Consider the following 25461-nt stretch of genomic DNA (forward strand, 5'->3'; position numbering starts at 1 on the left):
GCTCCGTGAATGGAATTTGGAAGCGAGTTCTACTGGTTCATCCTGATCGGCATCGGCGCGCAGCTGGTCGATGGCGCGCTGGGCATGGCGTTCGGGCTGGTGTCGTCCTCGGTGCTGCTCAGCATGGGCCTGCCGCCGGCGGCGGTGAGCGCCAGCATCCACACCGCCGAGGTGTTCACCACCGGCGCTTCCGGGGTATCGCACCTGGTGGCCGGCAATGTCGACAAGCGGCTGTTCCTGCGGCTGGCGCTGCCCGGCGCGGTCGGCGGCGCGCTCGGCGCCTACGTGCTGACGCAACTGCCCGGCGACATCATCCGTCCCTTCATCTACCTCTACCTGCTGGCGCTGGCGATCTTCATCCTCGCCCGCGCATGGGGGCGCTTCACGCCCAAGCGCGAGGTGCAGCGGGTGCCGGTGCTGGGCTTCTTCGCCGGGCTGCTGGACGCCAGCGGCGGCGGCGGCTGGGGGCCGGTGGCGACCTCGACGCTGCTGGCGCGCGGCGGGCAGGCACGCACCACCATCGGCACCGTCAACGCGGCCGAGTTCATCGTCACCATCGCCATTTCCGCCACCTTCCTGCTGTCGATGGGCGTGCAGCACGCCAGCATCGTCGCCGGCCTGCTGGTCGGCGGCATGATGGCCGCGCCGGTCGCGGCCTTGCTGGTCAAGCGCCTGAAGGAGCGCTGGGTACTGATTGGCGTGGGCGTGATGGTGCTGTCGATCAGCCTGTTCCAGATCGGGCACGCGGTCGGCGGCTGGCTGGGCCGTACTCCGTAGGGGCGCACCCTGGTGCGCGACGGGGCCTTGCCGGAAAAGTTTCATCGCGCACCAAGGTGCGCTCCTATGCAGGTTCGCCGCCGCGGTCCACGCAGCCCCAGTTGAGGATCGGCGTGCCGGCCGGCAGTACCTTGCGGAAGAATTCCACCCGTGCATGCTTGGGGTTGACCACCACCGGCGCCTTCGCGGCCTTCAGCAGCGGCAGGTCGGCGGTGCTGTCCGAATAGGCGATGGCGATGTCGCCGTAGCCGCGCTCTCGCAGCATGCGCATCTTCTCTTCGTTATGGCAGTGGCGGGTGGCGCCCATCGCGCCGAAGCGCGGGCCCACCGCGCTGCCGATCACGCTCACGTCCTGGTGCGCGACGAAGGCGAGGATCGCGCGCGCCAGTTCCGGCGGCGCGCCGGTGGCCACCACCACCTTGTCGCCGGCGCGACGGTGCGCGGCGAACACGTCCAGCGCCCGCGGCAGCAGGCGGGTGCGGATTTCCGCCTCGTGGGTGCGTACGTAGCGGTCGATGACGGTGTTGAACTGGCGCGCGCCGTGCAGGCCGAAGGTGGCGATCCAGACATAGCCGGAAATGCCGTGGCGGCGGGTCGGCAGCAGCGCCACCAGCGGCCCCAGCAGCGGCGTGGCCAGCAAGGCGGCCAGCAGCCGCAAGGGGTTGCGCTTGAGCAGCCAGGCGAACAGGTGGCTGCCGGAGTCGCCGTCGTAGAGGGTGTGGTCGAAATCGAAGACGACCAGTTGCGCGTCGTCACCGGGAACGGGGTAAGGATCGGTCATGCGCCGAAGAATAGCTGACGCAGGCCCTCGCCCGGCTCTTCCGCGCGCATGAAGGCTTCGCCGACCAGGAAGGCGTTGACGCCGGCGTCGCGCATCAGCTGCACGTCGGCCGGGCCGAGGATGCCGCTCTCGGTGACCAGCAGGCGGTCGCGCGGCACCGCGTCCTTCATCGACAGCGTGGTGTCCAGCGACACCTCGAAGCTGCGCAGGTTGCGGTTGTTGATGCCCACCAGCGGCACCGGCACCTGGATGGCGCGCTCCAGCTCGTCGATGTCGTGCACTTCCACCAGCACGTCCATCTTCAAGCGCATCGCCAGGTCGGACAGCTCGGCCAGCTGGCGGTCGTCCAACGCCGAGACGATCAGCAGGATGCAGTCCGCGCCCAGCACGCGCGCCTCGTATACCTGGTACGGGTCGATCACGAAATCCTTGCGCAGCACCGGCAGCGTGCAGGCCTCGCGCGCCTGCTGCAGGTAGGCATCGGCGCCCTGGAAAAAATCCACGTCGGTCAGCACCGACAGGCAGCTGGCGCCGCCGAACTCGTAGCTCACCGCGATCTCGGCCGGGCGGAAATCCGGGCGGATCACGCCCTTGGACGGGCTGGCCTTCTTGACCTCGGCGATCACCGCCGGGTCGCCGTTGGCGATGGCCGCGTGCAGCGCGCTGGCGAAGCCGCGCACCGGCGAGGCGTCTGCCACGCGCGCCTTCAGCTCGGCCAGCGGCACGCGGGCGCTGCGCTCGGCCACCTCCTGCGTCTTGCGGGCGAGGATGGTGTTGAGGATGTCGCTCATCGAATCTGCTTCCTGGGGTTCCGCTGCCGCGAAGAGGGCTCAGAGTGTATGGGTGGCGGCCACGTATTGCTGCATGCGCGCGCGCGCGCTGCCGTCGGCCAGCACCGCGCGCGCGCGCGCCAGGCCATCGGCGATGCTGTCGGCCACGCCGGCCACGTACAGCGCGGCGCCGGCGTTGAGCGCGACGATGTCGTGGGCCGGCCCCGGCTGGTCGTCGAGCACGCCGCGCAGCATGGCGATGGACTCGGCCGGGTCGGCGACCTTGAGGTTGCGGCTGGCGGACATGGCGATGCCGAAGTCCTCCGGGTGGATCTCGTACTCGCGCACCTTGCCGTCGCGCAGCTCGCCGACCAGCGTGCCGGCGCCCAGCGAGATTTCGTCCATGTTGTCGCGGCCCCACACCACCAGCGCGCGCTGCGCGCCCAGTTCGCGCAGCACGCGCGCCTGGATGCCGACCAGGTCCGGGTGGAACACGCCCATCAGGATGTTGGTGGCGCCGACCGGGTTGGTCAGCGGGCCGAGGATGTTGAAGATGGTGCGCACGCCCATCTCGCGCCGCACCGGCGCCACCACCTTCATCGCCGGGTGGTGCATCGGCGCGAACATGAAGCCGATGCCGGTCCGTTCGATGGCGCGCGCCACCTGTTCGGGGCGCAGCTCGATCACCGCGCCCAGCGCTTCCACCGCGTCGGCGCTGCCGGACTTGGACGACACGCTGCGGTTGCCGTGCTTGGCCACCTTGGCCCCGGCCGCGGCGACCACGAACATCGCGCAGGTGGAGATGTTGAAGGTGTGCGAGCCGTCGCCGCCGGTGCCGACGATGTCGACCAGATTTGTCCTGTCGTCCACCTGCACCGGCAGCGCGAACTCGCGCATCACCGTAGCCGCGCCGGCGATCTCGCCGACGGTTTCCTTCTTCACCCGCAGGCCGGTGAGGATGGCCGCGGTCATCGTCGGCGAGACTTCGCCGCGCATGATCTGGCGCATCAGGTCGACCATTTCGTCGAAGAAGATCTCGCGGTGCTCGATGGTGCGTTGCAGGGCTTCCTGCGCGGTGAAGGTCATGGTGGCTCCGGTCAGATTACGATGTAGTCGCTGGCGCAGGCGATGCCGTCGTGCGCGCCTTCGCGCAAATGCACGTGCAGGCCGCCGATGGGGCCGAGCGGGAGGCAGGCATCCACCTCAAGCAAGGCGTCGCGATGCGGCTTGAGCCAGTGCGCCCCGGCCTGCGCCAGCGCCTCGCGCTTGGCCTCGGCGGCATCGTCGGCGACGACAAGCAGGTTGTGATGCGCCTCGCCGAACTCGCCGGCGACATAGCCGCCAAGGTTGACGAAGTAGAGCTTCGGCGAAGCTTCCGCTGGCGGTTCGGCGGAAAAACGCACCTGCCATTGTTCGACGCCATCAACCGTCATCCACGAATCGATGTGCAGCCCGGCCGGTTCGCCGAACCACTGCCGGCGCAGCTGCTCGTGGGTCTGTTCGATGCCCGGCGCGACCGCGAACACCACGTCGTGCACCTCGGTGTTGGCGCGCGCGTGGCGACCGCCGAGCATCACCACGAACAGGCGCAGTTCCTGCACGCTCACGGCTGGCCTCCCTGCGCGGCGGAACGGCATTTCATCGCGCACGTTCCAGGAAATTCTTCAGCAGCGCATGGCCGTGCTGGGTGAGGATGGATTCGGGATGGAACTGCACGCCCTCCACCGGATGCTTGCGGTGGCGCAGGCCCATGATCTCCTCCATCGAACCATCGGCGTTCTCGGTCCACGCAGTGATTTCCAGTTCCGCCGGCAGCGTGGCCTTGTCCACCACCAGCGAGTGGTAGCGGGTGGCCTCGTAGCCGTCCGGCAGGCCGGCGAACACGCCCTTGCCCTCGTGGCGGATCTTTGATGTCTTGCCGTGCATGATGTTGCCGGCACGGATCACGTCGCCGCCATAGACCTGGCCAATGCTCTGGTGACCCAGGCACACGCCGAGGATCGGCGTGCTCGCGCCGAGCCGGCGGATCACTTCCAACGACACGCCCGCCTCGTTCGGCGTGCACGGACCGGGCGAAACGACGATGTGCGATGGCTGCAGCGCGGCGATTTCATCGACGCTCAGCGCGTCGTTGCGCACCACCTTGACCTCGGTGCCCAGCGTCTGCAGGTACTGCACGAGGTTGAAGGTGAAGCTGTCGTAGTTGTCGATCATCAACAGCATGGGGATTCCTGCCTGTATTCGGTGACGGCGCGGGCTTACAGCCCCTGGGCGGCCTGGGCGACGGCGCGGAACAGCGCGCGGCCTTTGTTCATGGTTTCATCCCATTCCTTCTCCGGGTCGGAATCGAACACGATGCCGGCGCCGGCCTGCACGTGCAGGCGGCCGTCCTGGATGACCGCGGTGCGGATGGCGATGGCGGTGTCGGCGTCGCCATGCCAGCCGAGGTAGCCGATGGCGCCGGCATAGACGTTGCGCTTGACCGGCTCCAGTTCGCGGATGATCTCCAGCGCGCGGATCTTCGGCGCGCCGCTGACGGTGCCGGCCGGAAAGGTGGCGCGCAGCACGTCGGCGTAGCTGAGGTTGTCGTGCAGGCGGCCGGTCACTTCGCTGACGATGTGCATGACGTGGCTGTAGCGCTCGATCACGAAGCGTTCGCCGACCTCGACGCTACCCACCTGCGAGACGTGGCCGACGTCGTTGCGGCCGAGGTCGATCAGCATCAGGTGCTCGGCGCGTTCCTTCGGGTCGGCCAGCAATTCGGCTTCCAGCGCCTGGTCCTCGGCCTGCGTCCTGCCGCGCGGGCGGGTGCCGGCGATGGGGCGCACGGTTACCTTCCCGTCCTGCAAACGCACGAGGATTTCCGGCGAAGAGCCGACCACCTGGGTGCCGCCGACGTCGAGGAAATACATGTACGGCGACGGGTTCAGTGCACGCAGCGCGCGATAGACGTCGATCGGGCGGGCATGGAACGGCACGCTCATGCGCTGGCTCAACACCACCTGGAAGGCGTCGCCGGCACGCACGTAGTCCTGCACCCGCTGCACCGCGTCGATGAAGCCCTCGCGGGTGAAGCCACTGACGAAATCGGCCTCGTCCAGTGCCGCCGGCTGCAGGGTTTCCGGGTAGCCAGCGCCGCCGTGGCGCAGCCGGTGCGCCAGTTCGTCGAGGCGGCGGTTGGCGCGTGCCCAAGCCTGCGGCTGCGACGGGTCGGCGTGCACGATCAGGTACAGCCGGCCCTTGAGGTTGTCGAACACCGCCAGTTCTTCGGACAGCATCAGGTAGATGTCCGGGGTGCCGAGTTCATCGGGCTTGTCACCGGCGGCCAGACGCGGCTCGATGTACTGGATGCACTCGAAGCCGAACCAGCCGACCAGCCCACCGGTGAAACCGGGCAGGCCCTCGAAGCGCGGCACCGAGTGCCGGGCGCGCAGGATTTCGACTTCGGCCAGCGGGTCGGCGACGTCGCGGCGCTCGACCACTTCGCCCAGTTCGCACACTTCCAGCGCGTGGCCGCGGAAGCTGTAGGTGCGCCGCGCCGGCAGGCCGATGATGGAGTAGCGGCCGAAGCGCTCGCCGCCTTCGACCGATTCGAACAGGTAGGTATGCGGGCCGTCGGCGAGCTTCAGGTAGACCGAAAGCGGCGTGTCCAGGTCGGACAGCACTTCGCGGACGACGGGGATGCGGTTATGGCCTTCAGCGGCCTGCTGCTGGAACTGCGCTTGCGTGATCAAGACGGTCTTCCTTCCGGGAATCGGCGGTGGCGGTACGGACGACGGCAACGGGCCACCATCGCCACCAGCGGCGAGCGGAAGAAAGGGAACGCTTGGTCGTCAGAGTGGGCACCGGCGCACTTTACCGCACTTCCGGCGGGCGTTGTGCATTGCCGCAGGCGGTGGATCGCTTGCAGGAGCAACGATCTGCGGCTGATGGCGCTTTCCCGCAGAGCGCGCCTTGGTGCGCGATGAAGCTTTCCCGGCAATGTCCCTCGCGCACCAAGGTGCGCTCCTACCGGGCAATGCGTGTCATGTTGCCGTCATCGGGCGCCCGGAGAATGGGAGGCCATGGCAGGGACGATGGATGGAGGCGGGATCAGCCTCCGACTGATTCCCCCGGCCGCAGCGGCGACGCTGCGGCTTTTCTTTTGGACTCGTCTCGCCGCGGCACGCGAAGGGGTTTTCCCGCACCCATCGAGAACACCCTCGTGGATGCGGGGCTTGCCCCGCATTGGGGCTTTCCCGGTGAAGCCTCATGCGGGGCAAGCCCCGCATCTACAAGGGCGTCTTGCCTCACTCCCCTGCAAAACGCCGCAGCGCCTCGCCTTCCAGCCGGTACACCGTCCATTCGTCCTGCGGTTTCGCGCCTGCCGCTTTGTAGAAATCGATGGCCGGCGTGTTCCAGTCCAGCACCGACCACTCGAAGCGGCCGCAGCCCTGCGCCACCGCCAGCCGCGCGATGTGCTGCAGCAGCGCCTTGCCCGCGCCGCAGCCGCGATGCCCGGGGCTGACGTACAGGTCTTCCAGATAGATGCCGTTGCGGCCCAACCAGGTGGAGTAGTTGTGGAAATAGACGGCATAGCCCACCGGCACGCCGTCAAGCTCGCAGACCAGCGCCTGTGCCTTGGCGTCCGTGCCGAACAGGCTGGCGCGGATGCCGGCCTCGTCGGTCCGCACCGACGATTCGGCTTTCTCGTAGATCGCCAGCTCGCGGATGAAGCGCAGGATCAGGCCGGCGTCGGCGGCGACCGCTGGGCGGATGCGCAGGCCGGCGGCCACCGCTCAACCCCGCGCCGCGGCGACATTGGCGCGCATCTGCGCGATCACCTGCGCATAGTCCGGCGCGTTGAAAATGGCCGAGCCGGCGACGAAGGCGTCCGCACCGGCAGCGGCGATCTCGCCGATGTTGTCGGCCTTCACCCCGCCATCGACTTCCAGCAGCACCGGCTTGCCGCGCTTGTCGATCATCGCCCGCACCGCGCGCAGCTTGTCCAGCGTGGACGGGATGAAGGCCTGCCCGCCGAAGCCGGGGTTGACCGACATCAGCAGCACCAGGTCCAGGTCGTCCAGCACCCAGTCCAGCACTTCCACCGGCGTGGCCGGGTTCAGCACCAGCCCGGCCTTGCAGCCGTGCGACCTGATCAGCTGGATGGTGCGGTGCACGTGCCTCGACGCTTCCGGGTGGAAGCTGATCAGGCTGGCACCGGCCTCGGCGAAGTCGGGGATGATGCGGTCCACCGGCTCGACCATCAGGTGCACGTCGATCGGCGCGGTCACGCCATGCTTGCGCAGCGCCTGGCAGACCATCGGGCCAATGGTCAGGTTGGGCACGTAGTGGTTGTCCATCACGTCAAAGTGGACCCAGTCGGCACCGGCGGCGAGCACGTTGTCGACCTCCTCGCCCAGCTTGGCGAAATTGGCCGACAGGATGGACGGGGCGATGATGCAGTTGGACATGGCGGGGCCTTCAGCGCTTGCGCAGGGTTTTGATGCGGTCGTAGGCGGCATTGATCTGCCGGGCTTTCCTTTCGGCCTGGGCGCGCAGCTCGGGCGCGGCGCCGGCCACCTTGTCGGGGTGGTACTGCGAGATCAGGCGGCGGTAGGCCAGCTCGACCTCGGCGTCGCTGGCCTCGCGGGTCAGGCCCAGCTCGCGGTACGGGGCGTCGCGGTTCAGCCGGAACCAGTCGCTGTCGAAGGCATGGCCGAGCAGCACGCCGAGCGCCGCGCCGAACAGCGGGTTGGGCCTGAACAGCAGTGCGCCGGCGATGAATCCGAGCAGTTTTCCGTACCAGCGCATGGGTGGGCGCGCGTCCATCGACAAGGGGAATGGGCATTTTACACAGCGGCCCCGGACGGCCTTACACTAGGCCGCCCGCCGTCCAGCCGCGGGCCCCCCGGGTCCTGAGTGGACGGCTTCATCGCCAAGTTCCAGGAGTGCCCGTGCCAACCACGCTGCTGCAATCCGATCTTCCCGGCCTGCCCTTGCGCCACCGCGGCAAGGTGCGTGACGTGTTCGACATCCCGCGCGAACGCCTGCCTGCCGACACTCCTCCGGGCGACTACCTGCTGATCGTGGCCACCGACCGCCTGTCCGCGTTCGACGTGGTGCTGCCCGACCCGATCCCCGGCAAGGGCGAGATGCTGTGCCAGGTGTCGAACTTCTGGTTCGGCAAGACCGAGCACCTGATGCCCAACCACCTGACCGGCATCGACGTGGCCAGCGTGCTGCCCGAGGGCGTGGACCCGGCGCTGTACGCCAGGCGCGCGGTGGTGACGAAGAAACTGAAGCCGGTGCCGGTGGAAGCCATCGCCCGTGGCTACCTGATCGGCAGCGGCTGGAAGGACTACCAGCGCACCGGCAAGGTCAGCGGCATCGAGTTGCCCGACGGCCTGCGACAGGCGCAGCAGTTGCCCGAGCCGATCTTCACCCCGTCCACCAAGGCGGCGGTGGGCGACCACGACGAGAACATCGACTTCGACGCGATGGTCAAGGCGGTGGGCGCGGAGCTGGCCGAGAAGGTGCGCGACGCCACCCTGCGCATCTACAAGTTCGCCGCCGCCTATGCCGCCGAGCGCGGCATCCTGCTGGCCGACACCAAGTTCGAGTTCGGCACCGACGCCGACGGCCGCCTGTACATCATGGACGAGATGCTGACCCCGGATTCCTCGCGCTACTGGCCGGCCGACGAGTACGAGGTCGGCACCAGCCCGCCGAGCTACGACAAGCAGTTCGTGCGCGACTACCTGGAGACGCTGGACTGGGGCAAGACCGCGCCCGGCCCGGAACTGCCGGCCGAGGTCATCGCCCGCACCCGCGACAAGTATGCCGAGGCGTTGCAGAAGCTGGCCGGCATCCGCATCGACTGAACCCCCGCGCGCCCGGCCGGGCGCGCCCTACCACCCCGCCGGAGCAGAGGATGGACATGAGCACCGCACGCCCCATCGACCGCTGGTTCGCCAGCTACTCCGGCGACCATCGCAACGCCACCAACCAGGCCATCCACGTGTTCGCGGTGCCGGCCATCGCGTGGTCGGTGATCGCGCTGCTGTGGTGCATCCCGCCGCTGCTGCCGTGGTTCCAGTACGGCATCTGGGCGGCGCTGGCGATGTTCGGCACGTGGGCGTACTACAACCGCCTGTCGCGGCCGCTGGGCGTCGGCATGCTGATCCTGTTCTTCGTCGCCGGCTGCATCTGCCGGCTGGTCGAGGAGCGCTATGGGCTGCACGCGCTGCTGTACGCCGGCATCGGCGTGTTCGTGGTGGCGTGGATCGCGCAGTTCATCGGCCACCACATCGAAGGCCGCCGGCCCAGCTTCCTCACCGACCTGACCTACCTGCTGATCGGCCCGATCTGGGTGCTGGCCAAGCTGTACCGGCAGTTCGGCTGGAGGTATTGAGCGGCAGGTCCCGCCTGCGAAACGCGGGATCGTAGATGCGGGGCTTGCCCCGCATGGGGCATTGCCGGGAAGGCTTCGTGTGGGGCAAGCCCCACACCTACGGGATGAGCATTTCCCGGGTCGGGTCGAACCGGCGCGGGGCGTAGCCGAAGTCGCGCCGGGCCGGTTCGAGGTCGAACACCAGCGGTTCGCGCATGCGCGCCAGCGCCGCGGCATTCAGGCCGCGCAGGCGGCCGGCGGCGTGCGCCAGCGCCAGCGCGGCCCGGAACAATGGCGCCGGCACGCGCAGCAGGCGCGGTCGCGGGCGCAGCGCGGCCAGCACCCGCCGCACCATCTCGGCATAGCCCAGCACCTCGCCGCCGCCCAGCGCGTAGGCCCGCCCGGCCGTGGCCGGGTGCCGCGGCACCTGCAACGCCGCGTCGGCCAGGTCCTGCACGTGCACCGGCTGGCGCAGGCCATCGGCGCCGGAAGGCAGCACGAACAAGCCGGTGCGCGAGGCCAGCGCGGCGATCGCGCTCAACGTGGCGTCGCGGCCGGCGCCATAGACCAGCGTCGGGCGCAGCACGGTCGCCGCCGCGCCACGTTCGCGCGCCGCGGCGAACAGCGTGGCCTCGGCCTCGCGCAGGCGGCGGGCGACATCGCGCTCGGCCGCTTCGCTGGAATCGCCCTTGACCTCGACGCTGGTGGAGCCGAAGGCCACCACGCGCGCGGCACCGACGTCGGAGGCGGCATACCAGCGCGCGAAGTGGTCGAGCGGGCCGCAACTGAACACCGCATCGAACGATGCCGGCTCCTGCCACGCGCCGGACAGGTCGCCCAACCGCCAGACCAGCCCGGGCGCCGCTGCACGCGATGCGCGCGATACCGCCGTCACCTGCCAGCCGGCCGCCAGCAGGCCGGCCAGCACGCGCTCGCCGATCTGCCCGCTGCCGCCGAACACCAGCGCATGCCGCGGCCGGTCTTCGCCACTTCGTTCCATTGCCATGCCGCAAGCATAGGTGATGCCGACGCCGTCGCGCCCACCGGGTAGACTCGAAGCAACCGCCATGCCGAGAGCGCCATGACGCACACCGCCCCGCCGCCTGCCGCCATCCTGCTCGCCACCGACCTGAGCGCACGCTGCGACCGCGCGCTGTCCCGTGCACTGCAACTGGCCCGGCAATGGGAGGCGCGGCTGGTGGTGGCGACGGTGCTGCCGCCGGCACCGTCGCCGCAATCGTTCCTCGCCACCGGGCCCGCGCCCGACGTCGCCCGGCTGGAACAACGCCTGCACCGCGACATCGGCGCGGACGCCGAGGGCGTCGCGCTGAGCGTGCGGGTGACCGAGGGCCACGTCGGCCGCGCGCTGCTGCAGCTGGCCGCCGAGGAAGGCTGCGGGCTGGTCGTCACCGGCATCGCCAGCGACCCGGCGTTCGAACTGCCGCTGCTGGGCTCCACCGTGCTGTGGCTGACCCGCCATTCGCCGCTGCCGCTGCTGGTGGTGCACCAGCGCGTGCGCGGGCCCTACCGCAGGTTCGCCGTGGCCACGGACTTCTCCGACAGTTCGGCCAACGCTGCCAACCGTGCGCTGGCGCTGTTCGGGCAGCCGCTGCAACTGGCGCTGGTGCATGCGCTGGAAACGCCCGGCAGTGCGCTGCTCGGTGGCGACCACGACGTCCTGCTGGCGCAGGCGCACGAACAGGCGCGGACACAGGCGCGGGCCTTCCTCGCCGGGCTGCGGCCACTGCCACCGCCGGAACGGATACGGCTGGTGATCGAGCCGGGCGACCCGGCGCCGCTGCTGCAGCGGCAGGCCGCCGAAGCCGAGCTGGTGGTGGTTGCCACGCACGGGCGCGGCGCCCTGTTCGAGCTGCTGATCGGCAGCGTCGCGCGCCGGCTGGTGGCGACGCTGGAAACGGACACCCTGCTGGTCCGCGACCAGCGCTCGCACCCGCCGCTGTAGCGCCCCGAACCCGAACGGCGCGTTCATGCAACGGGTTCCGGCGGGAAAAAGGCGCCTGCTAGACTCCGGTGCCTTGCTCGCGAATCCCGCATTCCCTGCATGACATCCGTTCTCCCCCTGCTGCTCGCGCTGCCGTTCCTGACGGCCGCGCTGATCGCCCTGCACGGCCGCCTGTCGCGTAGCGCCGGCGCATGGCTGGCCGCGCTGGCGCCCCTGCTGGGGCTGGTGCTGCTGGGCAGCATGACCCCGGCCGTGCTCGACGGCGCGGTGCCGCGCGCCGGCTGGCCGTGGCTGCCGCAGCTCGGGCTGGACTTCAGCCTGCGCCTGGACGGGCTGGCGTGGCTGTTCGCCGGGCTGGTGCTGGGCATCGGCGCGCTGGTGGTGCTGTACGCGCACTACTACCTGTCGGCGCAGGACAGCACGCGCCGCTTCTACAGCTGCCTGCTGCTGTTCATGGGCTCGATGCTGGGCATGGTGCTGTCCGGCAACCTGTTGCTGCTGGTGGTGTTCTGGGAGCTGACCAGCATCAGCTCGTTCCTGCTGATCGGCTTCTGGTCGCACCGCCGGGACGCGCGCGAGGGCGCGCGCATGGCGCTGGTCATCACCGCCGCCGGCGGGCTGGCGCTGCTGGCCGGCGTGCTGCTGATCGGGCGCATCGTCGGCAGCTTCGACCTGGACGTGGTGCTGGCCTCGGGCGAGCTGATCCGCGGCCACCGGCTGTACCCGTGGATCCTGCTGCTGGTGCTGGCCGGCATCTTCACCAAGAGCGCGCAGTTCCCGTTCCACTTCTGGCTGCCGCACGCGATGGCCGCGCCGACCCCGGTGTCGGCCTACCTGCACTCGGCGACGATGGTGAAGGCCGGCGTGTTCCTGCTGGCGCGGCTGCACCCGGCGCTGGCCGGCAGCGAGCTGTTCTTCTACGTGGTCAGCGGCATCGGCGCGGTCACCCTGCTGGTCGGCGCGTGGAACGCGATCTTCCAGCACGACCTCAAGGGCCTGCTGGCGTACTCGACGATCTCGCACCTGGGCCTGATCACCCTGCTGTTCGGCCTGTCCACGCCGATGGCGGTGGTCGCCGGCGTGTTCCACATCCTCAACCACGCCACCTTCAAGGCCTCGCTGTTCATGGCCGCCGGCATCATCGACCACGAAACCGGCACCCGCGACATGCGCCGGCTCGGCGGCCTGCGCAAGCTGATGCCGATCACCAGCGCGCTGGCGATCGTCGCCTCGCTGGCGATGGCCGGCATCCCGCTGCTCAACGGCTTTTTGTCCAAGGAGATGCTGTTCGCCGAGGCGTTGGCCACCGGCGGCCCGCAGTGGATGCGCGCGGCGGTCAGCGGCACCGCGCTGCTGGCCGGCATCCTCGGCGTGGCCTACAGCCTGCGCTTCGTGCACGACACCTTCTTCGGCAAGGGCCCGCTGGACATCGACGTGGCGCCGCACGAGCCGCCGCGCTGGATGAAGCTGCCGGTGGAAATCCTGGTGGTGATCTGCCTTGCGGTCGGCATCGTGCCGGCGCTGACCGTGGCGCCGGTGCTGCGGGCCGGCGCACAGGCGATCCTCGGCCCGGCCCTGCCCGACTACAGCCTGTCGATCTGGCACGGCTTCAACCTGCCGCTGGCGATGAGCGCGGTCGGCGTGGCCGGCGGCATCGCGCTGTATTTCGGCCTGCGCCGGCTCACCGACCTGTACGCCGCGCGCAACCGCCCGCTCGGCAAGCAGGCCTTCCAGCGCGGCATGGACGCCCTGTTCGGCTTCGCCCAGCGCTGCACCCACGCGCTGGCCAACGGCAGCCTGCAACGGATGCTGCTGGCGCTGGTGCTGGTGGCGATGGTCGTGGCCGCCGCGCCCCACCTGGCCGCCCCGGCATGGCCGGCGTGGCCGTCGCCGCAACCGATGCCGCTGCTGGGCTGGGCGCTGTGGCTGGTGATGCTGGCCTGCGCGCTGGGCGGCCTGTTCCTGTACCGGCAGCGCCTGCTGGCGGTGATCGTGATGGGCGGCACCGGGCTGATGGTGGCGCTGGCCTTCGTGTTCCTGTCCGCGCCGGACCTGGCGCTGACCCAGTTGATGGTGGAGATGGTGACGCTGGCGCTGATGCTGCTGGGCATGAACTACCTGCCGGCGCAGTCGCCGCCCGAGCACGGCCGCTGGCGCAGGCGCCGCGACGCGCTGATCGCCATCGTCGCCGGCGCCGGCCTGGCGGCGCTGGCCTACACGATGATGACGCTGCCGCCGGACACCGTGGCCGGCGAGATGCTGCGCCGCTCGCTGCCCGAAGCCTACGGCCACAACGTGGTCAACGTGATCCTCGTGGACTTCCGCGGCTTCGACACCTTCGGCGAGATCACCGTGTTCGGCATCGCCGCGCTGGTGGTGCACGCGCTGCTGCGGCGCTCGCGGATGGCGCCGGAGCAGATCATGCCGGGCCCGCCGATCAAACTGCCGGTGCCGGCCGACCTGGCGCAGATCATGTTCCCGCTCACCCTCACCGTGTCGATCTTCCTGTTCCTGCGCGGCCACAACGCGCCCGGCGGCGGCTTCATCGCCGGGCTGGTGCTGGCGGTGCCGCTGCTGATCCAGTACGTGATCCAGGGCACCGCGTCGGTGGAGTCGCGCTTCGGCTTCGACTACATCCGCTGCATCGGCACCGGCCTGCTGGTGGCGCTGCTGTCCGGCGCGGCCTCGCTGCTGTTCGGCGTGCCGTTCCTGACCAGCGGCCACGTCGTGCTGGACCTGCCGCTGGTCGGCGAACTGGAGCTGGCCAGCGCGATGGGCTTCGACACCGGCGTCTACCTGGTGGTGTTCGGCGGGGTGATGCTGATCCTGTCGATGATGGGCACCATCAAGCCCTCGCGCACGCGCAACGCGCGCCACGGCGAGATCGACCTGCAACGCCGCTCGGCCCACACCGGGGAGATGCACTGATGGAACTGGCGCTGGCAAGCGCGATCGGCGTGCTCACCGCCATCGGCATCTACCTGACGCTGCGCGCGCGCAGCTTCGACGTGATCCTCGGCATGACCTTCCTGTCCTACGCCACCAACCTGCTGATCTTCGCCGGCGGGCGGCTGGTCAGCGGCAAGGCGCCGGTGCTGCGCGACGGCATCCCCGCCGACCTCGCGCACCAGACCGACCCGCTGCCGCAGGCGCTGGTATTGACCGCCATCGTGATTGCCTTCGCCATGACCGCGATCAGCATCGTGCTGGCCATGCGCAGCCGCAGCGACAACCACAGCGACCACGTCGACGCGCACGAGCCGGACGAAGGCCGGCGCGGTGATGGAGGCGGCGCATGAACCACCTGGTGATCCTGCCGATCCTGGTGCCGATGCTCGGCGCGGCGCTGTCGCTGTTCGTCGAGCACCGCCGCTACGGGCCCAGGGTGCAGCGCGGCGTGGCCTGGGCCAGTCTGGCGCTGCTGGCGCTGGCCGAATCGCAGCTGCTCGCACGCACGCTGCAGGGCGAGGTGCTGGTCTACCTGCTCGGCGACTGGCCGGCGCGACTGGGCATCGCGCTGGTCGCCGACCGCCTGGCCGGCTGGATGCTGGGCACCACGCTGCTGCTGGCCGCGGCCTGCCTGCTGCACGCCTGCACCGGCTGGGACCGGCGCGCGCCGCACTTCCACGCGCTGTTCCAGTTCCAGCTGGTCGGCTTCAACGGCGCGTTCCTGACCGGTGACATCTTCAACCTGTTCGTGTTCTTCGAGGTGCTGCTGATCGCCTCCTACGGCCTGCTGCTGTCCGGCGGCCGCGGCCTGCGCGTGCGCATCGGCCTGCACTACGTGGTGTTCAACGTCAGCGCCTCGACCGTGTTCCTGATCGCGCTGGGCATGCTCTACGCCACGCTGGGCTCGCTGAACATGGCCGAGATCGGCCAGCGCATCGCCACCCTGCCGCCCACCCACCTGAAGCTGGCCAAGACCGCGCTGGGGCTGCTGATGGTGGTGTTCTGCGCCAAGGCCGCGCTGCTGCCGCTTTACCTGTGGCTGCCGGAGTCCTATGCGCGCGCGCCGGCGGCGGTGGCCGCGCTGTTCGTGATCATGACCAAGGTCGGCCTGTACGCGCTGCTGCGGATCGGCACGCAATGGTTCGGCAACGAGGCCGGCGCGCTGGCCGGCTATGGCGCCGACTGGCTGCTATGGGCCGGGCTGGCGACGCTGCTGCTGGGTGCGCTGGGCGCGCTGGCCGCCACCCGCCTGCGGGTGCAGGTGGCCTACCTGGTGGTGGTGTCGGCGGCCACCCTGTTCATCGCCTTCGCGCTGGGCAACGCCGGCACCATCGCCGCCGGCCTGTACTACCTGCCGCACAGCACCTTCACCGCCGCCGCGCTGTTCCTGGTCGCCGACCTGATCCGCCGCCGCCGCTTCCGCGCCGGCGAGCGCGAGGGCCACGAGCTGGCCGCGGCGTTGCCGGGCAAGACCGTGCCGGGGCTGCTGTTCCTGCTCGGCGCGGTGGCGATGGCCGGGTTGCCGCCGCTGGCCGGCTTCCTCGCCAAGGCGACGTTGCTGGCGGCGGTGCCGGACGCGCACGTCGGCGTGGTGTGGGCGGCGGTGCTGGGCGGCGGCCTGCTGGTGATCATCGCGCTGGTGCGCAGCGGCATCCGCCTGTTCTGGCACGTGCCCGGTGACGATGCGCCCCCCGTGCCCGATCCCGACGTGCCGGCGCGGCCGTTCGAGACCGCCGCCACCACCCTGCTGCTGGCCTGCACGGTGGCGATGAGCCTGTTCGCCGCGCCGCTGATGCGGCAGGCCGACGCCACCGCCGCGCAGCTGCTGTCGCCGCAGCACTACCTGCTCGACGTGCGCGGCACCGTGCCGCAATCGAGGTCGCCATGAACCCGCGCCCCGCCCTGTGGCGACGGCTGCTGCCCGCGCCCGCGCTGTCGCTGATCGTGGTCGCGTTCTGGCTGCTGATGTCCGACAGCTTCACCTTCGGCCAGCTGCTGCTGGGCATGCTGCTGGGCGTGGTGGTGCCGCTGTTCGCGGCGCGGCTGGACCGCGAGTTCGCCCGCATCGGCACGCTGCGGCCGTTGCCGCGGCTGCTGTGCGTGATGCTGTGGGACATCCTGGTGTCCAACCTCCGCGTCGCCATGCAGGTGCTGGGGCCGGAGAAGAGGCTCACCCCCGGCTTCATCTGGGTGCCGCTGGACATCGGCAACATCCACGGCATCGCCGCGCTGACCAGCCTGATCACGCTGACCCCCGGCACGGTGTCCTCGGCGCTGTCCGACGACCGCCGCCACCTGCTGGTGCACGTGCTGCACCTGACCGACGCCGATGCGCTGATCGCCGAGATCAAGACCCGCTACGAGGCGCCGCTGATGGAGATATTCCCGTGAATGGCTCCCTGATTTTCGGAACCACGCTGGTGCTGTGCATGCACGCGGTCGGCGTGGCGATGCTGCTGGCGCTGTGGCGGCTGCTGCGCGGCCCTACCGTGCCCGACCGCATCCTCGCCGCCGACACGCTGTCGGTCACCGCCATCGCCGAGCTGATGCTGTTCGGCATGTACATCGACTCGGCCATCTACTTCGAGGCGGCGCTGGTGATCGCCATGCTCGGCTTCTGCAGCACCGTAGTGCTGAGCAAGTTCGTGCTGCGCCGGGACATCGTCGAATGACCACCTTCCTGCAGATCGCGCTGTCGGCGCTGCTGCTGTTCGGCTGCTTCTTCATCGTCGTCGGCGCGCTGGGGCTGGTGCGCTTCTCCGATTTCTTCAAGCGCCTGCACGCGCCGACCAAGGCCAGCACGCTGGGCGTGGGCTGCGTGCTGGCGTGCTCGGTGGCCTACCACATCTTCCTCGGCGAGGACCCGCAGCCGCGCGAGCTGCTGATCACCGTGTTCCTGTTCATCACCGCGCCGATCAGCGCGCACCTGATGGCCAAGGCGGCGCTGTCGCTGATGATGGAAAGCCGCCCGGAAGTGCCGGGCGACGACAGCGCGCGCAAGGAACAGCTGCCGCCGCCGGAAGGCCGCGCCGAGGACTGAGCGGCACGCGCCATCGCGGCCGGATGGCCGCGGCAGCACCTGTCATCGTGCTTTCATCCGCGGCCGGCACGCTTGCGGCTCCGCGCCGCATTGCCCTTCCCCCATGCAACCGCGCAAGACCGACCTCGCACACGCCGCACTGCAGGCCCACCGGGCACCGCTGGACCTGCGCCAGCGCCGCGCCCTGATCCTGTGCGACGGCCAGCGCAGCCTGGCCGAGCTGGTCGCCCTGCTCGGCGGCGACGCACCGGCATTGATCGCGCAACTGCAGCGCGATGGTTACCTGCATGCGCCGCCGGTCGCCTCCCCGGCAACGATGGCAGCGGTGGCGCCGGAAACCCCGGCACGGCGGCGCTCGCTGGCGGCCGCGCGCCTGTACCTGCTGGACATGCTCGCCCTGCAGCGCGACCCGGTCGCGGCACGGCTGCACCGCCTGCTGCAGGCCACGCGCGAGGAAGCGGACACGCTGCACGCCTTCCGGCTGGCGCTGGCGCAGTTGCCGGCGCTGGCCTCCGATGGCTACGTGCAGCGGGTACGCGAACGCCTGCGCGAAGTACTGCCCGAATCGCACCTGGCCGCCGTGCTCACCGGGGAGTGAGCCCAGCTCACTCCCGGCCCGTCACCCGCGCCTGAAATTGGCGCGCAGCCCGCTCCAGCACGCCAGGTAATCGCGCTGGCGATGGGCGGCAGCGATGGCCTGCTCGGTCGGGCGGATCACCCCGCGGGTCTCGAACATGAAGGCCATCGTGTCGGTGACGATGTCCGGCTTGCTCAGATCGGCATTGGACGCCTTGTCGAAGGTGGCCGCGTCCGGGCCGTGGCCGGTCATGCTGTTGTGGATCGAGCAGCCGCCGGGCACGAAACCCTCGGCCTTGGCGTCGTAGGCGCCGTGGATCAGGCCCATGAACTCGCTGGCGATGTTGCGGTGGAACCACGGCGGGCGGAACGTGTCCTGCGCCACCAGCCAGCGCGGCGGGAAGATCACGAAGTCCATGTTGCTGGTACCGGCGGTGTCGCTGGGCGAATGCAGCACCAGGAAGATCGACGGGTCCGGGTGGTCGTGGCTGATCGAGCCGATGGTGTTGAAGCGGCGCAGGTCGTAGCGGTACGGCGCGTAGTTGCCGTGCCAGCCGACCACGTCCAGCGGCGAGTGGCCGATATCGGCGCGCCACAAGCGGCCCTGGAACTTGGCGATCAGCTCGAACCGGCCTTCCACGTCCTCGAACGCGGCCACCGGGGTTTCGAAATCACGCGGGTTGGCCAGGCCGTTGCTGCCGATCGGGCCGAGGTCCGGCAGCTTCAGCAGCGCGCCGAAGTTCTCGCAGACGTAGCCGCGCGCCTGCCCGTCCGGCAGCTCGACCGCGAAGCGCACGCCGCGCGGGATCACCGCGACCTGCTGCGGCTCGACGTCGAGCACGCCCATTTCGGTGCGCAGCCGCAGCCGGCCCAGCTGCGGCACGATCAGCAGCTCGCCATCGGCGTCGTAGAACCAGCGCCCGCGCATGTCGGCATTGGCCGCGTACAGGTGGATGCCCGCCCCGGTGTGCGCCTCGGGCGAACCGTTGCCGCCCATCGTGAACAGGCCCTCGACGAAATCGGTGGGCGTGGCCGGCAATGGCAGCGGGTTCCAGCGCAGTTGGTTGGGCGACACCGCACCGTGGCTGAAGTCGCCCTGCAGGTGCGGCTGCGCGAACGGCGTGAACTCGCCGTGCATCGCCGCCGGGCGGATGCGGTACAGCCAGCTGCGGCGGTTGGCGCCGCGCGGCGCGGTGAACGCGGTGCCGCTCAGCTGCTCGGCATACAGCCCGTGGGCCACGCGCTGCGGCGAGTTGCGCCCCACCGGCAAGGTACCGGGTACCGCCTCGGTGGCGAACTCGTTGCCGAAGCCGGATTGATAACCGTCACTGACCATCGCTGACCTGCCTTTGCTTGTGCTTTCAAAGCCCGTCTCCCGCCGGGAGAGGGGTTGGGGTGAGGGTGCGGCCACTGGCAATGTTCAATATCGCCACGACCACGGCTTCCATTTGCAACAGCACTTCATCGTTCCAGTAGCGCACTACCCGCCATCCTTGCGCCTGCAGATAGCGCGTGCGTTCGGCATCGGCAGGGCCGCCATGCTGCGAGCCATCCAATTCAATCACCAGCGCCAGCTCCACGCAGCAGAAATCCACGATGTAAGGTGGAACCGGATGCTGGCGCCTGAATTTGAGGCCACCCAGCCGGCCAGCTCGGAGGTGGTACCAGAGCTTGCGCTCCGCGTCGGTCATGGCGCTGCGCAGGTTCCGCGCATTTTCCAGCGTCATGCTGGGGAGCGGGGGCTTGGTCGTCCTTGGCATGCGACTTCCTGCCGGCTTGCATTGCCTGGAAGCCTACCCTCACCCCAACCCCTCTCCCGGGGGGAGAGGGGCTTTCAAGCAGAAGCCTTACAGCACGCCGCGCTTGATCTGGTCGCGCTCGATGCTCTCGAACAGCGCCTGGAAGTTGCCTTCGCCGAAGCCTTCGTTGCCCTTGCGCTGGATGATCTCGAAGAAGATCGGGCCGATGCAGTTCTGGGTGAAGATCTGCAGCAGCTTGCGCTGCTTGGTCTCCGGGTCGGCGTCGATCAGGATCTTGTTCCGGCGCAGGCGCGGCACGTCCTCGCCATTGTCGGGGATGCGCAGGTCGACCACGTCGAAGTAGGTGTCCGGCGTGTCCAGGAACTCGATGCCGCGCGCGCGCATCGCCTCCACGGTGTCGTAGATGTTGTCGGTGAAGCAGGCGATGTGCTGGATGCCCTCGCCGTTGTAGGCGTCCAGGTATTCGTTGATCTGGCTCTTCGGGTCGGAGGACTCGTTGAGCGGGATGCGCACGATGCCGTCCGGCGCGGTCATCGCCTTGGACACCAGCCCGGTCTTGGCACCCTTGATGTCGAAGTAGCGGATCTCGCGGAAGTTGAACAGCCGCTCGTAGTAGTCCGACCACTGCTGCATGTTGCCCAGGTACAGGTTGTGGGTCAGGTGGTCGATGAAGGTCAGGCCGAAGCCGGCCGGGTTCTGCTCGGCGCCCTCGATCGGCGCGTAGTCGGCGTCGTAGATGCTGCCGGCCGCGCCGTAGCGGTCCACCAGGTACAGCATGCAGTCGCCGATGCCCTTGATCACCGGGGCCGGCACCGCGCGGGTGTCGGCCAGTTCGGCATGCTGCTCGGCGCCGTTTTCCAGCGCCGCGGCCAGCACGTCGGCGGCGGGCTTGCGGAAGCGGATGGCGAAGCCGCAGGCGCAGGGACCGTGCTTGGCGGCGAAGGCCGCGGCGAACGAATCCGGCTCCTCGTTGACAAGGAAGTTGACGCCGCCCTGACGGTATACCGTAATAGCACGCTGCCGGTGTCGCAGTACGGCGGTGAATCCCATGTTCCGGAAGTAGTCGTGCAGCCGGTCAGCCTGCCCGGCCGGTGCGGCGAACTCGACGAACTCGAAGCCGTCGATGCCCATCGGGTTCTCGAAGGTGGTGACCTGCATGCCCGGGTCGGGCGTGCCGGATGCGGCGGGGACGTGGATGTTCATGGCTGGCCTCCGGAAACGTGGGCCGCCACCGCCGGGGGGCGGCGACGAGGGGGATCAAAGGGGGTCCGCGGTGCGGATCAGAATCAAGAGTTGTAGTTTCACATGAAACGACCATCAAGGTGCAGTGCAACATGAGCTCTTCCGAATACAGCAAGTCCACCAGCTTCCGCGCTTCGCACGTGCTGCTCGACCTCGAGCAGTTCCTGCCCTATCGCATCAGCGTGTTGTCCAACCGGGTCAGCAGCAACATCGCCCGGCTGTACGGCGAGCGCTACGGCCTGTCGATCCCCGAATGGCGGGTGATCACCATCCTGGCGCTGTACCCGGGCTCGTCGGCCAGCGAGGTGTCCGACCGCACGGCGATGGACAAGGTGGCGGTCAGCCGCGCGGTGGCGCGCCTGCTGGAGCGCGGCTTCATCAAGCGCGAGACCCACGGCGACGACCGCCGCCGCTCGGTGCTGGCGCTGTCGGCGGCCGGGTTCGAGGTGTACGAGACGGTGGCGCCGATGGTGATGGAGATCACCCGCAAGCTGATGTCGGTGCTGACCGACGAGGAAGAGCAGGTGCTGGAAAAGCTGATCACGCGGCTGGCCGACGTCGGCCTGGCGCAGATGACCACGTCGGATTAAGCGCGAAGTTTCAGAATCCCTCTCCCATCGGGGCGGTGACGACCGCTTGCGAACCACCGGTTCGCGGCCGGCACCGCGCCCTCGCGGCAACGCGAGGGCCGTGGCACGGAGCGGGGATGGGGGTGAGGAGCAAACGGAGTCACGATGGGCCAACCATCATGGACTCCGCTCACCCCTCATCCGCCCTTCGGGCACCTTCTCCCGAAGGGAGAAGGGCAAGAATCACTCCACCGGCGCCTTCGCCGCCGCGCGCGCGGCCAGCAGGCGGTCGAGGATCGATTTCAGCGCCAACGGCCGCACCGGCTTGTGCAGCAGGGTCAGGCCCTGCTCCAGCACCTCGCGACGGGTGGCGAGGCTATCGTCGGCGCTGAGGATCAGCGTCGGCCGCGCGCCGAAGCGCCCGGCCAGGCGTGCGTGCAGGGCGGTGCCGGTGTCGCCGTCGTCCAGGTTGTAGTCGAACAGCCACAGTGCCGCCGGGGCGACCTGCATGGTCGCCACCGCGCCGGCATCGCCGCCCGCCTCGGCCACGTCGTAGCCCCAGCCGCGCAGCAGCCCGGCCAGCCCGGCCAGCGCCGCCGGGTCGTTGTCCACCACCAGCACGCGGGTGGCCACCGGCGTCGCCGTCGGTTCCGCCAGCGCCAGTGCTGGCGGCATGGCTTCCGCCGGCACCGGCACGGTGGCCAGCGACACCGAGAACACGGTGCCGCGGCCCGGTTCGCTGTGCAGCCGCAACGGCGCCTGCAGCAGCCCGGCGATGCGGTCGGCGATGGCCAGCCCGAGGCCCAGCCCCTGCCCGCTGCTGTCCTCGCCGCGGCGGAATTCCTCGAAGATGCGCCGCTGCTCGCTGCGGGCGATGCCCGGCCCGGTGTCGTGCACCTCGATGCGCACGCGCCCACCCTCGCGGCGCACGCCCAGCAGCACCCCGCCACGCGCGGTGTAGCGCACCGCGTTGGCGAGGAAGTTCTGCAGCACGCGGCGCAGCAGCTGCGGGTCACTGTCCGTCCACGCGCGGGTCGGCACGTAGTGGAAGGCCAGCCCGCGCGCGGCGGCCAGCGCGCGGAACTCGGACGCCAGCGGATCCAGCACCTCGGCCAGCGGCATCGCGCGCGGCTGCGGCACCAGCCCACCGGCTTCCAGCCGCGACATGTCGAACAGGCCGGTCAGCAGCTGCGTGGTCGAATCCAGCGCGCCGCGTATCTGCACCACCGCCTGCTGCTGCGCGGGCGCGTCCACCTGCTGCGCCAACGTTTCGGTGAACAGGTGCGCGGCATGCAGCGGTTGCAGCAGGTCGTGGCCGATGGCGGTGAGGAAACGGCTCTTGGCGTCGTTGGCGCGCTCGGCCTCGCGCTTGGCCGATTCCAGCAGCGCGGTACGCTCGTCCACGCGCTGCTCCAGCGTCTCGTTGCTGCGCTTGAGCGCCTGCTCGTTGCGGCGGAACTCGGTGACGTCGGTGAAGGTGGCGACGAAGCCGCCGCCAGGCATCGGGTTGCCGCGGATCTCGACGATGCGGCCATCGGGGAACACGCGCTCGGTCAGGTGCGCGGTGCCGGCGCGCATGAACGCCAGGCGCCGGTCCACCGCGCGCTCGTCGCCGCCGCGCTCGGGCATCGCCTGCAGCGCCCAGCGGGTCAGGTCGATGATCGGCCGGCCGACCTGCAACAGTTCGTCGGGGAAGCCGAACAGCTGCGCGTAGGGTCGGTTCCACGCCACCAGCCGCTGCTCGCGATCGATCACGCTGATGCCCTGGCTCATGTTCTGCAACGCTGCCTGCAACACCTGCTGGTTGAAGCGCAGGTCCTGCGAGGCCTCGCTGACGATCGCCGCCACCGTCGCCAGTTCACCCTCCTCGCGGCGTGCGGCGTCCAGCAGCAGCCGCGCCGAGGCCGCGCCCAGCACCGCCGACAACTCGCGCTCGACACTGGCCTCGATCCGCGCCGGCACCGGGCCGTGGCGCGGCGCGTCGGCCAGCAACCGCTGCACTTTTTCCCAAGGCAGGAAACGGCGGCCGGCATCGCGCAATGCATCGGCATCGAGGTTGCGGCGCGTGCGGTCGGGCGTGTCGCGGCGCCACGCCATCGCCAGCAGCGTCACCGCCGTGCCGACGAACAGGCTGGCGCCCACCGCACGACCCAGCGGGCTCCAGCCGGTCAGGCCGAACAGCGCGTCCGGCGCCAGCCAGCGCCAGCCGAACGGGCCTTCGACCAGCCAGCCGGGCGCCATGCCGTTGCCCTGCAGCAGCGAGGGCAGCAGCAGCACCCACGCCCAGGTGACGAAACCGGCCAGCAGGCCGGCGATGGCCGCGCGCGGCGGCGTCTGCGGCCGCCAGATCGCGAAGCCCAGCACCGGCACCAGCGTGGCCATCGCCGAGAACGAGATGCCGCCGATGTCGGCCAGCACGTTGCCGCCGCCGATCAGGCGGCTGTAGGCCCACGCCAGCAGCATGATCACGCAGATGCCCACGCGCCGCAGCCACACCAGCTCGCGGCGGTGGTCGCCGCCGGCGCGCGCCCAGGTGCTGCGCAGCAGGCCCGGCGCGAACCAGTGGTTGCCGATCATCAGGCTCAGGGTCAACGTGCTGACCACCACCATGCCGGTGGCCGCGCTCAGGCCGCCGAGGAAGGCGAACAGCGCCACCCCGGTATGCCCGGCCGAGAACGGCAGCGCCAGCGTGTACATGTCGCTGGGCACGCTGGCGCCGAGCAGGGCGCTGCCGGCGCGCGCCAGCGGCAGGATCGGCAGCGCGATCAGCAGCAGGTACAGCGGGAACAGCCAGCGCGCGGTGCGGATGTCGGCCGGGTCGCGGCATTCGACCACGCCGACGTGGAACTGGTGCGGCAGCAGGAACATCGCCAGCGCGCCCAGCAGCACCAGCGGCATGAAGCCGCCGGCCGGCGCATCCACCGGCTGCGGCGCGGGCAGGTCGATGCCTTTCAGCCCGAACCAGACGAACACGCCCAGCGCCAGCATCGCGCCGAGCTTGAACAGCGACTCGGCCGCCATCGCCAGCACCAGCCCGCGGTTGTGCTCGGACACGTCGGCACGGCGCGCGCCGAACAGCATCGCGAACAGCGCCATCGCCAGCGCCACGTACAGCGCGCTGTCGCGCCACGGCGCCGCGTCCTGCACCGCGTCGGCCGAGCGCAGGGTGAGCATGCCGAAGCTCATCGCCACTGCCTTGAGCTGCAGGGCGATGTAGGGAATCAGGCCAAGCGCGGCGATCAGGGTCACCGTCGCCGCCAGCCACGCGTCGCGGCCCAGCCGCGCGGCGATCAGGTCGGCCAGCGAGGTGGCGTTGGTTTCGCGCGCCAGCCGCACCAGCCGCATCATCATGCCGATCGCCAGCGCGTAGAACAGGATCGCGCCGACGAAGGTCGGCGGCAGCGGCCAGCCGTAGCGCGCGGCCTGGGTAACCGTGCCGTAGAAGGTCCACGAGGTGCAATGCACCGCCAGCGACAGCGCGTAGACATGGCGCCAGTGGCGGGCCAGCACCGCCGGCCGCCGCTCGCCGTACAGGGCGACGCCGAACATCAGCACCAGCCAGGCCACCCCGGCCAGCGCCACCGTCACCAGGCTCAGCATGCGTGTCGTTTCCCCGTGGGCAGGACCGGCAGGATAAAGCGAAGGGCGCGTGCCGGGGCCGG

26 protein-coding genes are annotated in these 25461 nt (G+C 69.9%); 12 read left to right on the top strand and 14 right to left on the bottom strand.

Features of this window, described 5'->3' with window-relative positions; all coding sequences use genetic code 11:
• Positions 1 to 9 precede the first annotated feature (9 nt).
• Positions 10 to 777 (top strand): sulfite exporter TauE/SafE family protein, encoded by a 768-nt coding sequence (locus ABB34_RS09970; RefSeq protein WP_057641173.1) that lies wholly within the window; start codon positions 10 to 12, stop codon positions 775 to 777.
• Between the two features lie 64 nt (positions 778 to 841).
• On the opposite strand, the gene ABB34_RS09975 is transcribed toward ABB34_RS09970, so the two are convergent.
• From ABB34_RS09975 to ABB34_RS10015, 9 genes are all read right to left on the bottom strand, one after another.
• Positions 842 to 1558: a haloacid dehalogenase-like hydrolase gene (locus tag ABB34_RS09975; RefSeq protein ID WP_057641174.1), complete on the bottom strand. Its 717-nt coding sequence runs from the start codon at positions 1556 to 1558 to the stop codon at positions 842 to 844.
• Positions 1555 to 2349, bottom strand: coding sequence for an indole-3-glycerol phosphate synthase TrpC (gene trpC / locus ABB34_RS09980; protein WP_057641175.1), 795 nt, complete (start codon positions 2347 to 2349; stop codon positions 1555 to 1557). Before trpC ends, ABB34_RS09975 begins: the two co-directional genes overlap by 4 nt.
• 39 nt (positions 2350 to 2388) lie before the next feature.
• The gene (gene trpD, locus ABB34_RS09985; protein ID WP_057641176.1) at positions 2389 to 3414 is read right to left on the bottom strand and encodes an anthranilate phosphoribosyltransferase; all 1026 of its coding nucleotides are present in this window, start codon (positions 3412 to 3414) and stop codon (positions 2389 to 2391) included.
• An 11-nt stretch (positions 3415 to 3425) separates the two neighbouring features.
• Positions 3426 to 3935: a DUF1543 domain-containing protein gene (locus ABB34_RS09990; RefSeq protein ID WP_245625432.1), complete on the bottom strand. Its 510-nt coding sequence runs from the start codon at positions 3933 to 3935 to the stop codon at positions 3426 to 3428.
• Positions 3936 to 3966: 31 nt separating this feature from the next.
• Positions 3967 to 4551, bottom strand: coding sequence for an anthranilate synthase component II (locus tag ABB34_RS09995; RefSeq protein ID WP_057641178.1), 585 nt, complete (start codon positions 4549 to 4551; stop codon positions 3967 to 3969).
• Between the two features lie 35 nt (positions 4552 to 4586).
• Positions 4587 to 6062 carry an anthranilate synthase component I gene (gene trpE, locus ABB34_RS10000; protein ID WP_057641179.1) on the bottom strand — a complete coding sequence of 492 codons (1476 nt, stop codon included), beginning with the start codon at positions 6060 to 6062 and terminating at the stop codon, positions 4587 to 4589.
• 555 nt (positions 6063 to 6617) lie between these two features.
• Positions 6618 to 7103 (bottom strand): GNAT family N-acetyltransferase, encoded by a 486-nt coding sequence (locus ABB34_RS10005; protein WP_057641180.1) that lies wholly within the window; start codon positions 7101 to 7103, stop codon positions 6618 to 6620.
• A 3-nt stretch (positions 7104 to 7106) separates the two neighbouring features.
• On the bottom strand, positions 7107 to 7781 hold the full coding sequence (rpe, locus tag ABB34_RS10010) for a ribulose-phosphate 3-epimerase (protein WP_057641181.1): 675 nt from the start codon (positions 7779 to 7781) through the stop codon (positions 7107 to 7109).
• Between the two features lie 10 nt (positions 7782 to 7791).
• On the bottom strand, positions 7792 to 8121 hold the full coding sequence (locus ABB34_RS10015) for a J domain-containing protein (protein WP_057641182.1): 330 nt from the start codon (positions 8119 to 8121) through the stop codon (positions 7792 to 7794).
• Between the two features lie 143 nt (positions 8122 to 8264).
• On the opposite strand from ABB34_RS10015, the gene ABB34_RS10020 reads away from it, so the two are divergent.
• Positions 8265 to 9191, top strand: a complete 927-nt coding sequence (locus ABB34_RS10020; protein ID WP_057641227.1) for a phosphoribosylaminoimidazolesuccinocarboxamide synthase — start codon at positions 8265 to 8267, stop codon at positions 9189 to 9191.
• Positions 9192 to 9241: 50 nt separating this feature from the next.
• Complete coding sequence (locus tag ABB34_RS10025) at positions 9242 to 9721, top strand: Mpo1 family 2-hydroxy fatty acid dioxygenase (RefSeq protein ID WP_057641183.1); 480 nt, start codon at positions 9242 to 9244, stop codon at positions 9719 to 9721.
• Between the two features lie 97 nt (positions 9722 to 9818).
• Here ABB34_RS10025 and ABB34_RS10030 read toward each other — a convergent pair whose 3' ends face one another.
• Entirely contained in the window at positions 9819 to 10706 is an 888-nt protein-coding gene (locus ABB34_RS10030; protein WP_057641184.1) for an SDR family oxidoreductase, read from the bottom strand.
• Between the two features lie 75 nt (positions 10707 to 10781).
• Between ABB34_RS10030 and ABB34_RS10035 the strand changes: the two genes are divergently transcribed.
• The 8 genes from ABB34_RS10035 (at position 10782) to ABB34_RS10070 (ending at position 18250) form a co-directional block, all read left to right on the top strand.
• On the top strand, positions 10782 to 11663 hold the full coding sequence (locus ABB34_RS10035; protein ID WP_057641185.1) for a universal stress protein: 882 nt from the start codon (positions 10782 to 10784) through the stop codon (positions 11661 to 11663).
• 99 nt (positions 11664 to 11762) lie between these two features.
• Positions 11763 to 14591: a monovalent cation/H+ antiporter subunit A gene (locus ABB34_RS10040; RefSeq protein ID WP_057641186.1), complete on the top strand. Its 2829-nt coding sequence runs from the start codon at positions 11763 to 11765 to the stop codon at positions 14589 to 14591.
• Entirely contained in the window at positions 14591 to 14962 is a 372-nt protein-coding gene (locus ABB34_RS10045) for a Na+/H+ antiporter subunit C (protein ID WP_057641187.1), read from the top strand. Before ABB34_RS10040 ends, ABB34_RS10045 begins: the two co-directional genes overlap by 1 nt.
• The gene (locus tag ABB34_RS10050) at positions 14959 to 16500 is read left to right on the top strand and encodes a monovalent cation/H+ antiporter subunit D (protein WP_057641188.1); all 1542 of its coding nucleotides are present in this window, start codon (positions 14959 to 14961) and stop codon (positions 16498 to 16500) included. Before ABB34_RS10045 ends, ABB34_RS10050 begins: the two co-directional genes overlap by 4 nt.
• On the top strand, positions 16497 to 17003 hold the full coding sequence (locus tag ABB34_RS10055) for a Na+/H+ antiporter subunit E (RefSeq protein WP_057641189.1): 507 nt from the start codon (positions 16497 to 16499) through the stop codon (positions 17001 to 17003). Before ABB34_RS10050 ends, ABB34_RS10055 begins: the two co-directional genes overlap by 4 nt.
• Positions 17004 to 17041: 38 nt before the next feature.
• Positions 17042 to 17284, top strand: coding sequence for a K+/H+ antiporter subunit F (locus ABB34_RS10060; RefSeq protein WP_057641228.1), 243 nt, complete (start codon positions 17042 to 17044; stop codon positions 17282 to 17284).
• Positions 17281 to 17652, top strand: a complete 372-nt coding sequence (locus tag ABB34_RS10065) for a Na+/H+ antiporter subunit G (protein ID WP_057641190.1) — start codon at positions 17281 to 17283, stop codon at positions 17650 to 17652. Before ABB34_RS10060 ends, ABB34_RS10065 begins: the two co-directional genes overlap by 4 nt.
• A gap of 103 nt (positions 17653 to 17755) precedes the next feature.
• On the top strand, positions 17756 to 18250 hold the full coding sequence (locus tag ABB34_RS10070; protein ID WP_057641191.1) for a hypothetical protein: 495 nt from the start codon (positions 17756 to 17758) through the stop codon (positions 18248 to 18250).
• A gap of 21 nt (positions 18251 to 18271) precedes the next feature.
• Here ABB34_RS10070 and hmgA read toward each other — a convergent pair whose 3' ends face one another.
• From hmgA to hppD, 3 genes are all read right to left on the bottom strand, one after another.
• Positions 18272 to 19564 carry a homogentisate 1,2-dioxygenase gene (gene hmgA / locus ABB34_RS10075; protein ID WP_057641192.1) on the bottom strand — a complete coding sequence of 431 codons (1293 nt, stop codon included), beginning with the start codon at positions 19562 to 19564 and terminating at the stop codon, positions 18272 to 18274.
• 25 nt (positions 19565 to 19589) lie between these two features.
• Positions 19590 to 19955: an endonuclease domain-containing protein gene (locus ABB34_RS10080; RefSeq protein WP_245625433.1), complete on the bottom strand. Its 366-nt coding sequence runs from the start codon at positions 19953 to 19955 to the stop codon at positions 19590 to 19592.
• A 120-nt stretch (positions 19956 to 20075) separates the two neighbouring features.
• Positions 20076 to 21191: a 4-hydroxyphenylpyruvate dioxygenase gene (hppD, locus tag ABB34_RS10085; RefSeq protein ID WP_057641194.1), complete on the bottom strand. Its 1116-nt coding sequence runs from the start codon at positions 21189 to 21191 to the stop codon at positions 20076 to 20078.
• 131 nt (positions 21192 to 21322) lie between these two features.
• On the opposite strand from hppD, the gene ABB34_RS10090 reads away from it, so the two are divergent.
• Positions 21323 to 21820: a MarR family winged helix-turn-helix transcriptional regulator gene (locus ABB34_RS10090; protein WP_057641195.1), complete on the top strand. Its 498-nt coding sequence runs from the start codon at positions 21323 to 21325 to the stop codon at positions 21818 to 21820.
• A gap of 222 nt (positions 21821 to 22042) precedes the next feature.
• Here the strand turns inward: ABB34_RS10090 and ABB34_RS10095 are convergent, their stop codons facing one another.
• Positions 22043 to 25399, bottom strand: coding sequence for a PAS-domain containing protein (locus tag ABB34_RS10095; protein ID WP_057641196.1), 3357 nt, complete (start codon positions 25397 to 25399; stop codon positions 22043 to 22045).
• Positions 25400 to 25461: the final 62 nt, after the last annotated feature.

The sequence above is a fragment of the Stenotrophomonas daejeonensis genome (assembly GCF_001431505.1).
Lineage (GTDB): Bacteria > Pseudomonadota > Gammaproteobacteria > Xanthomonadales > Xanthomonadaceae > Stenotrophomonas > Stenotrophomonas daejeonensis.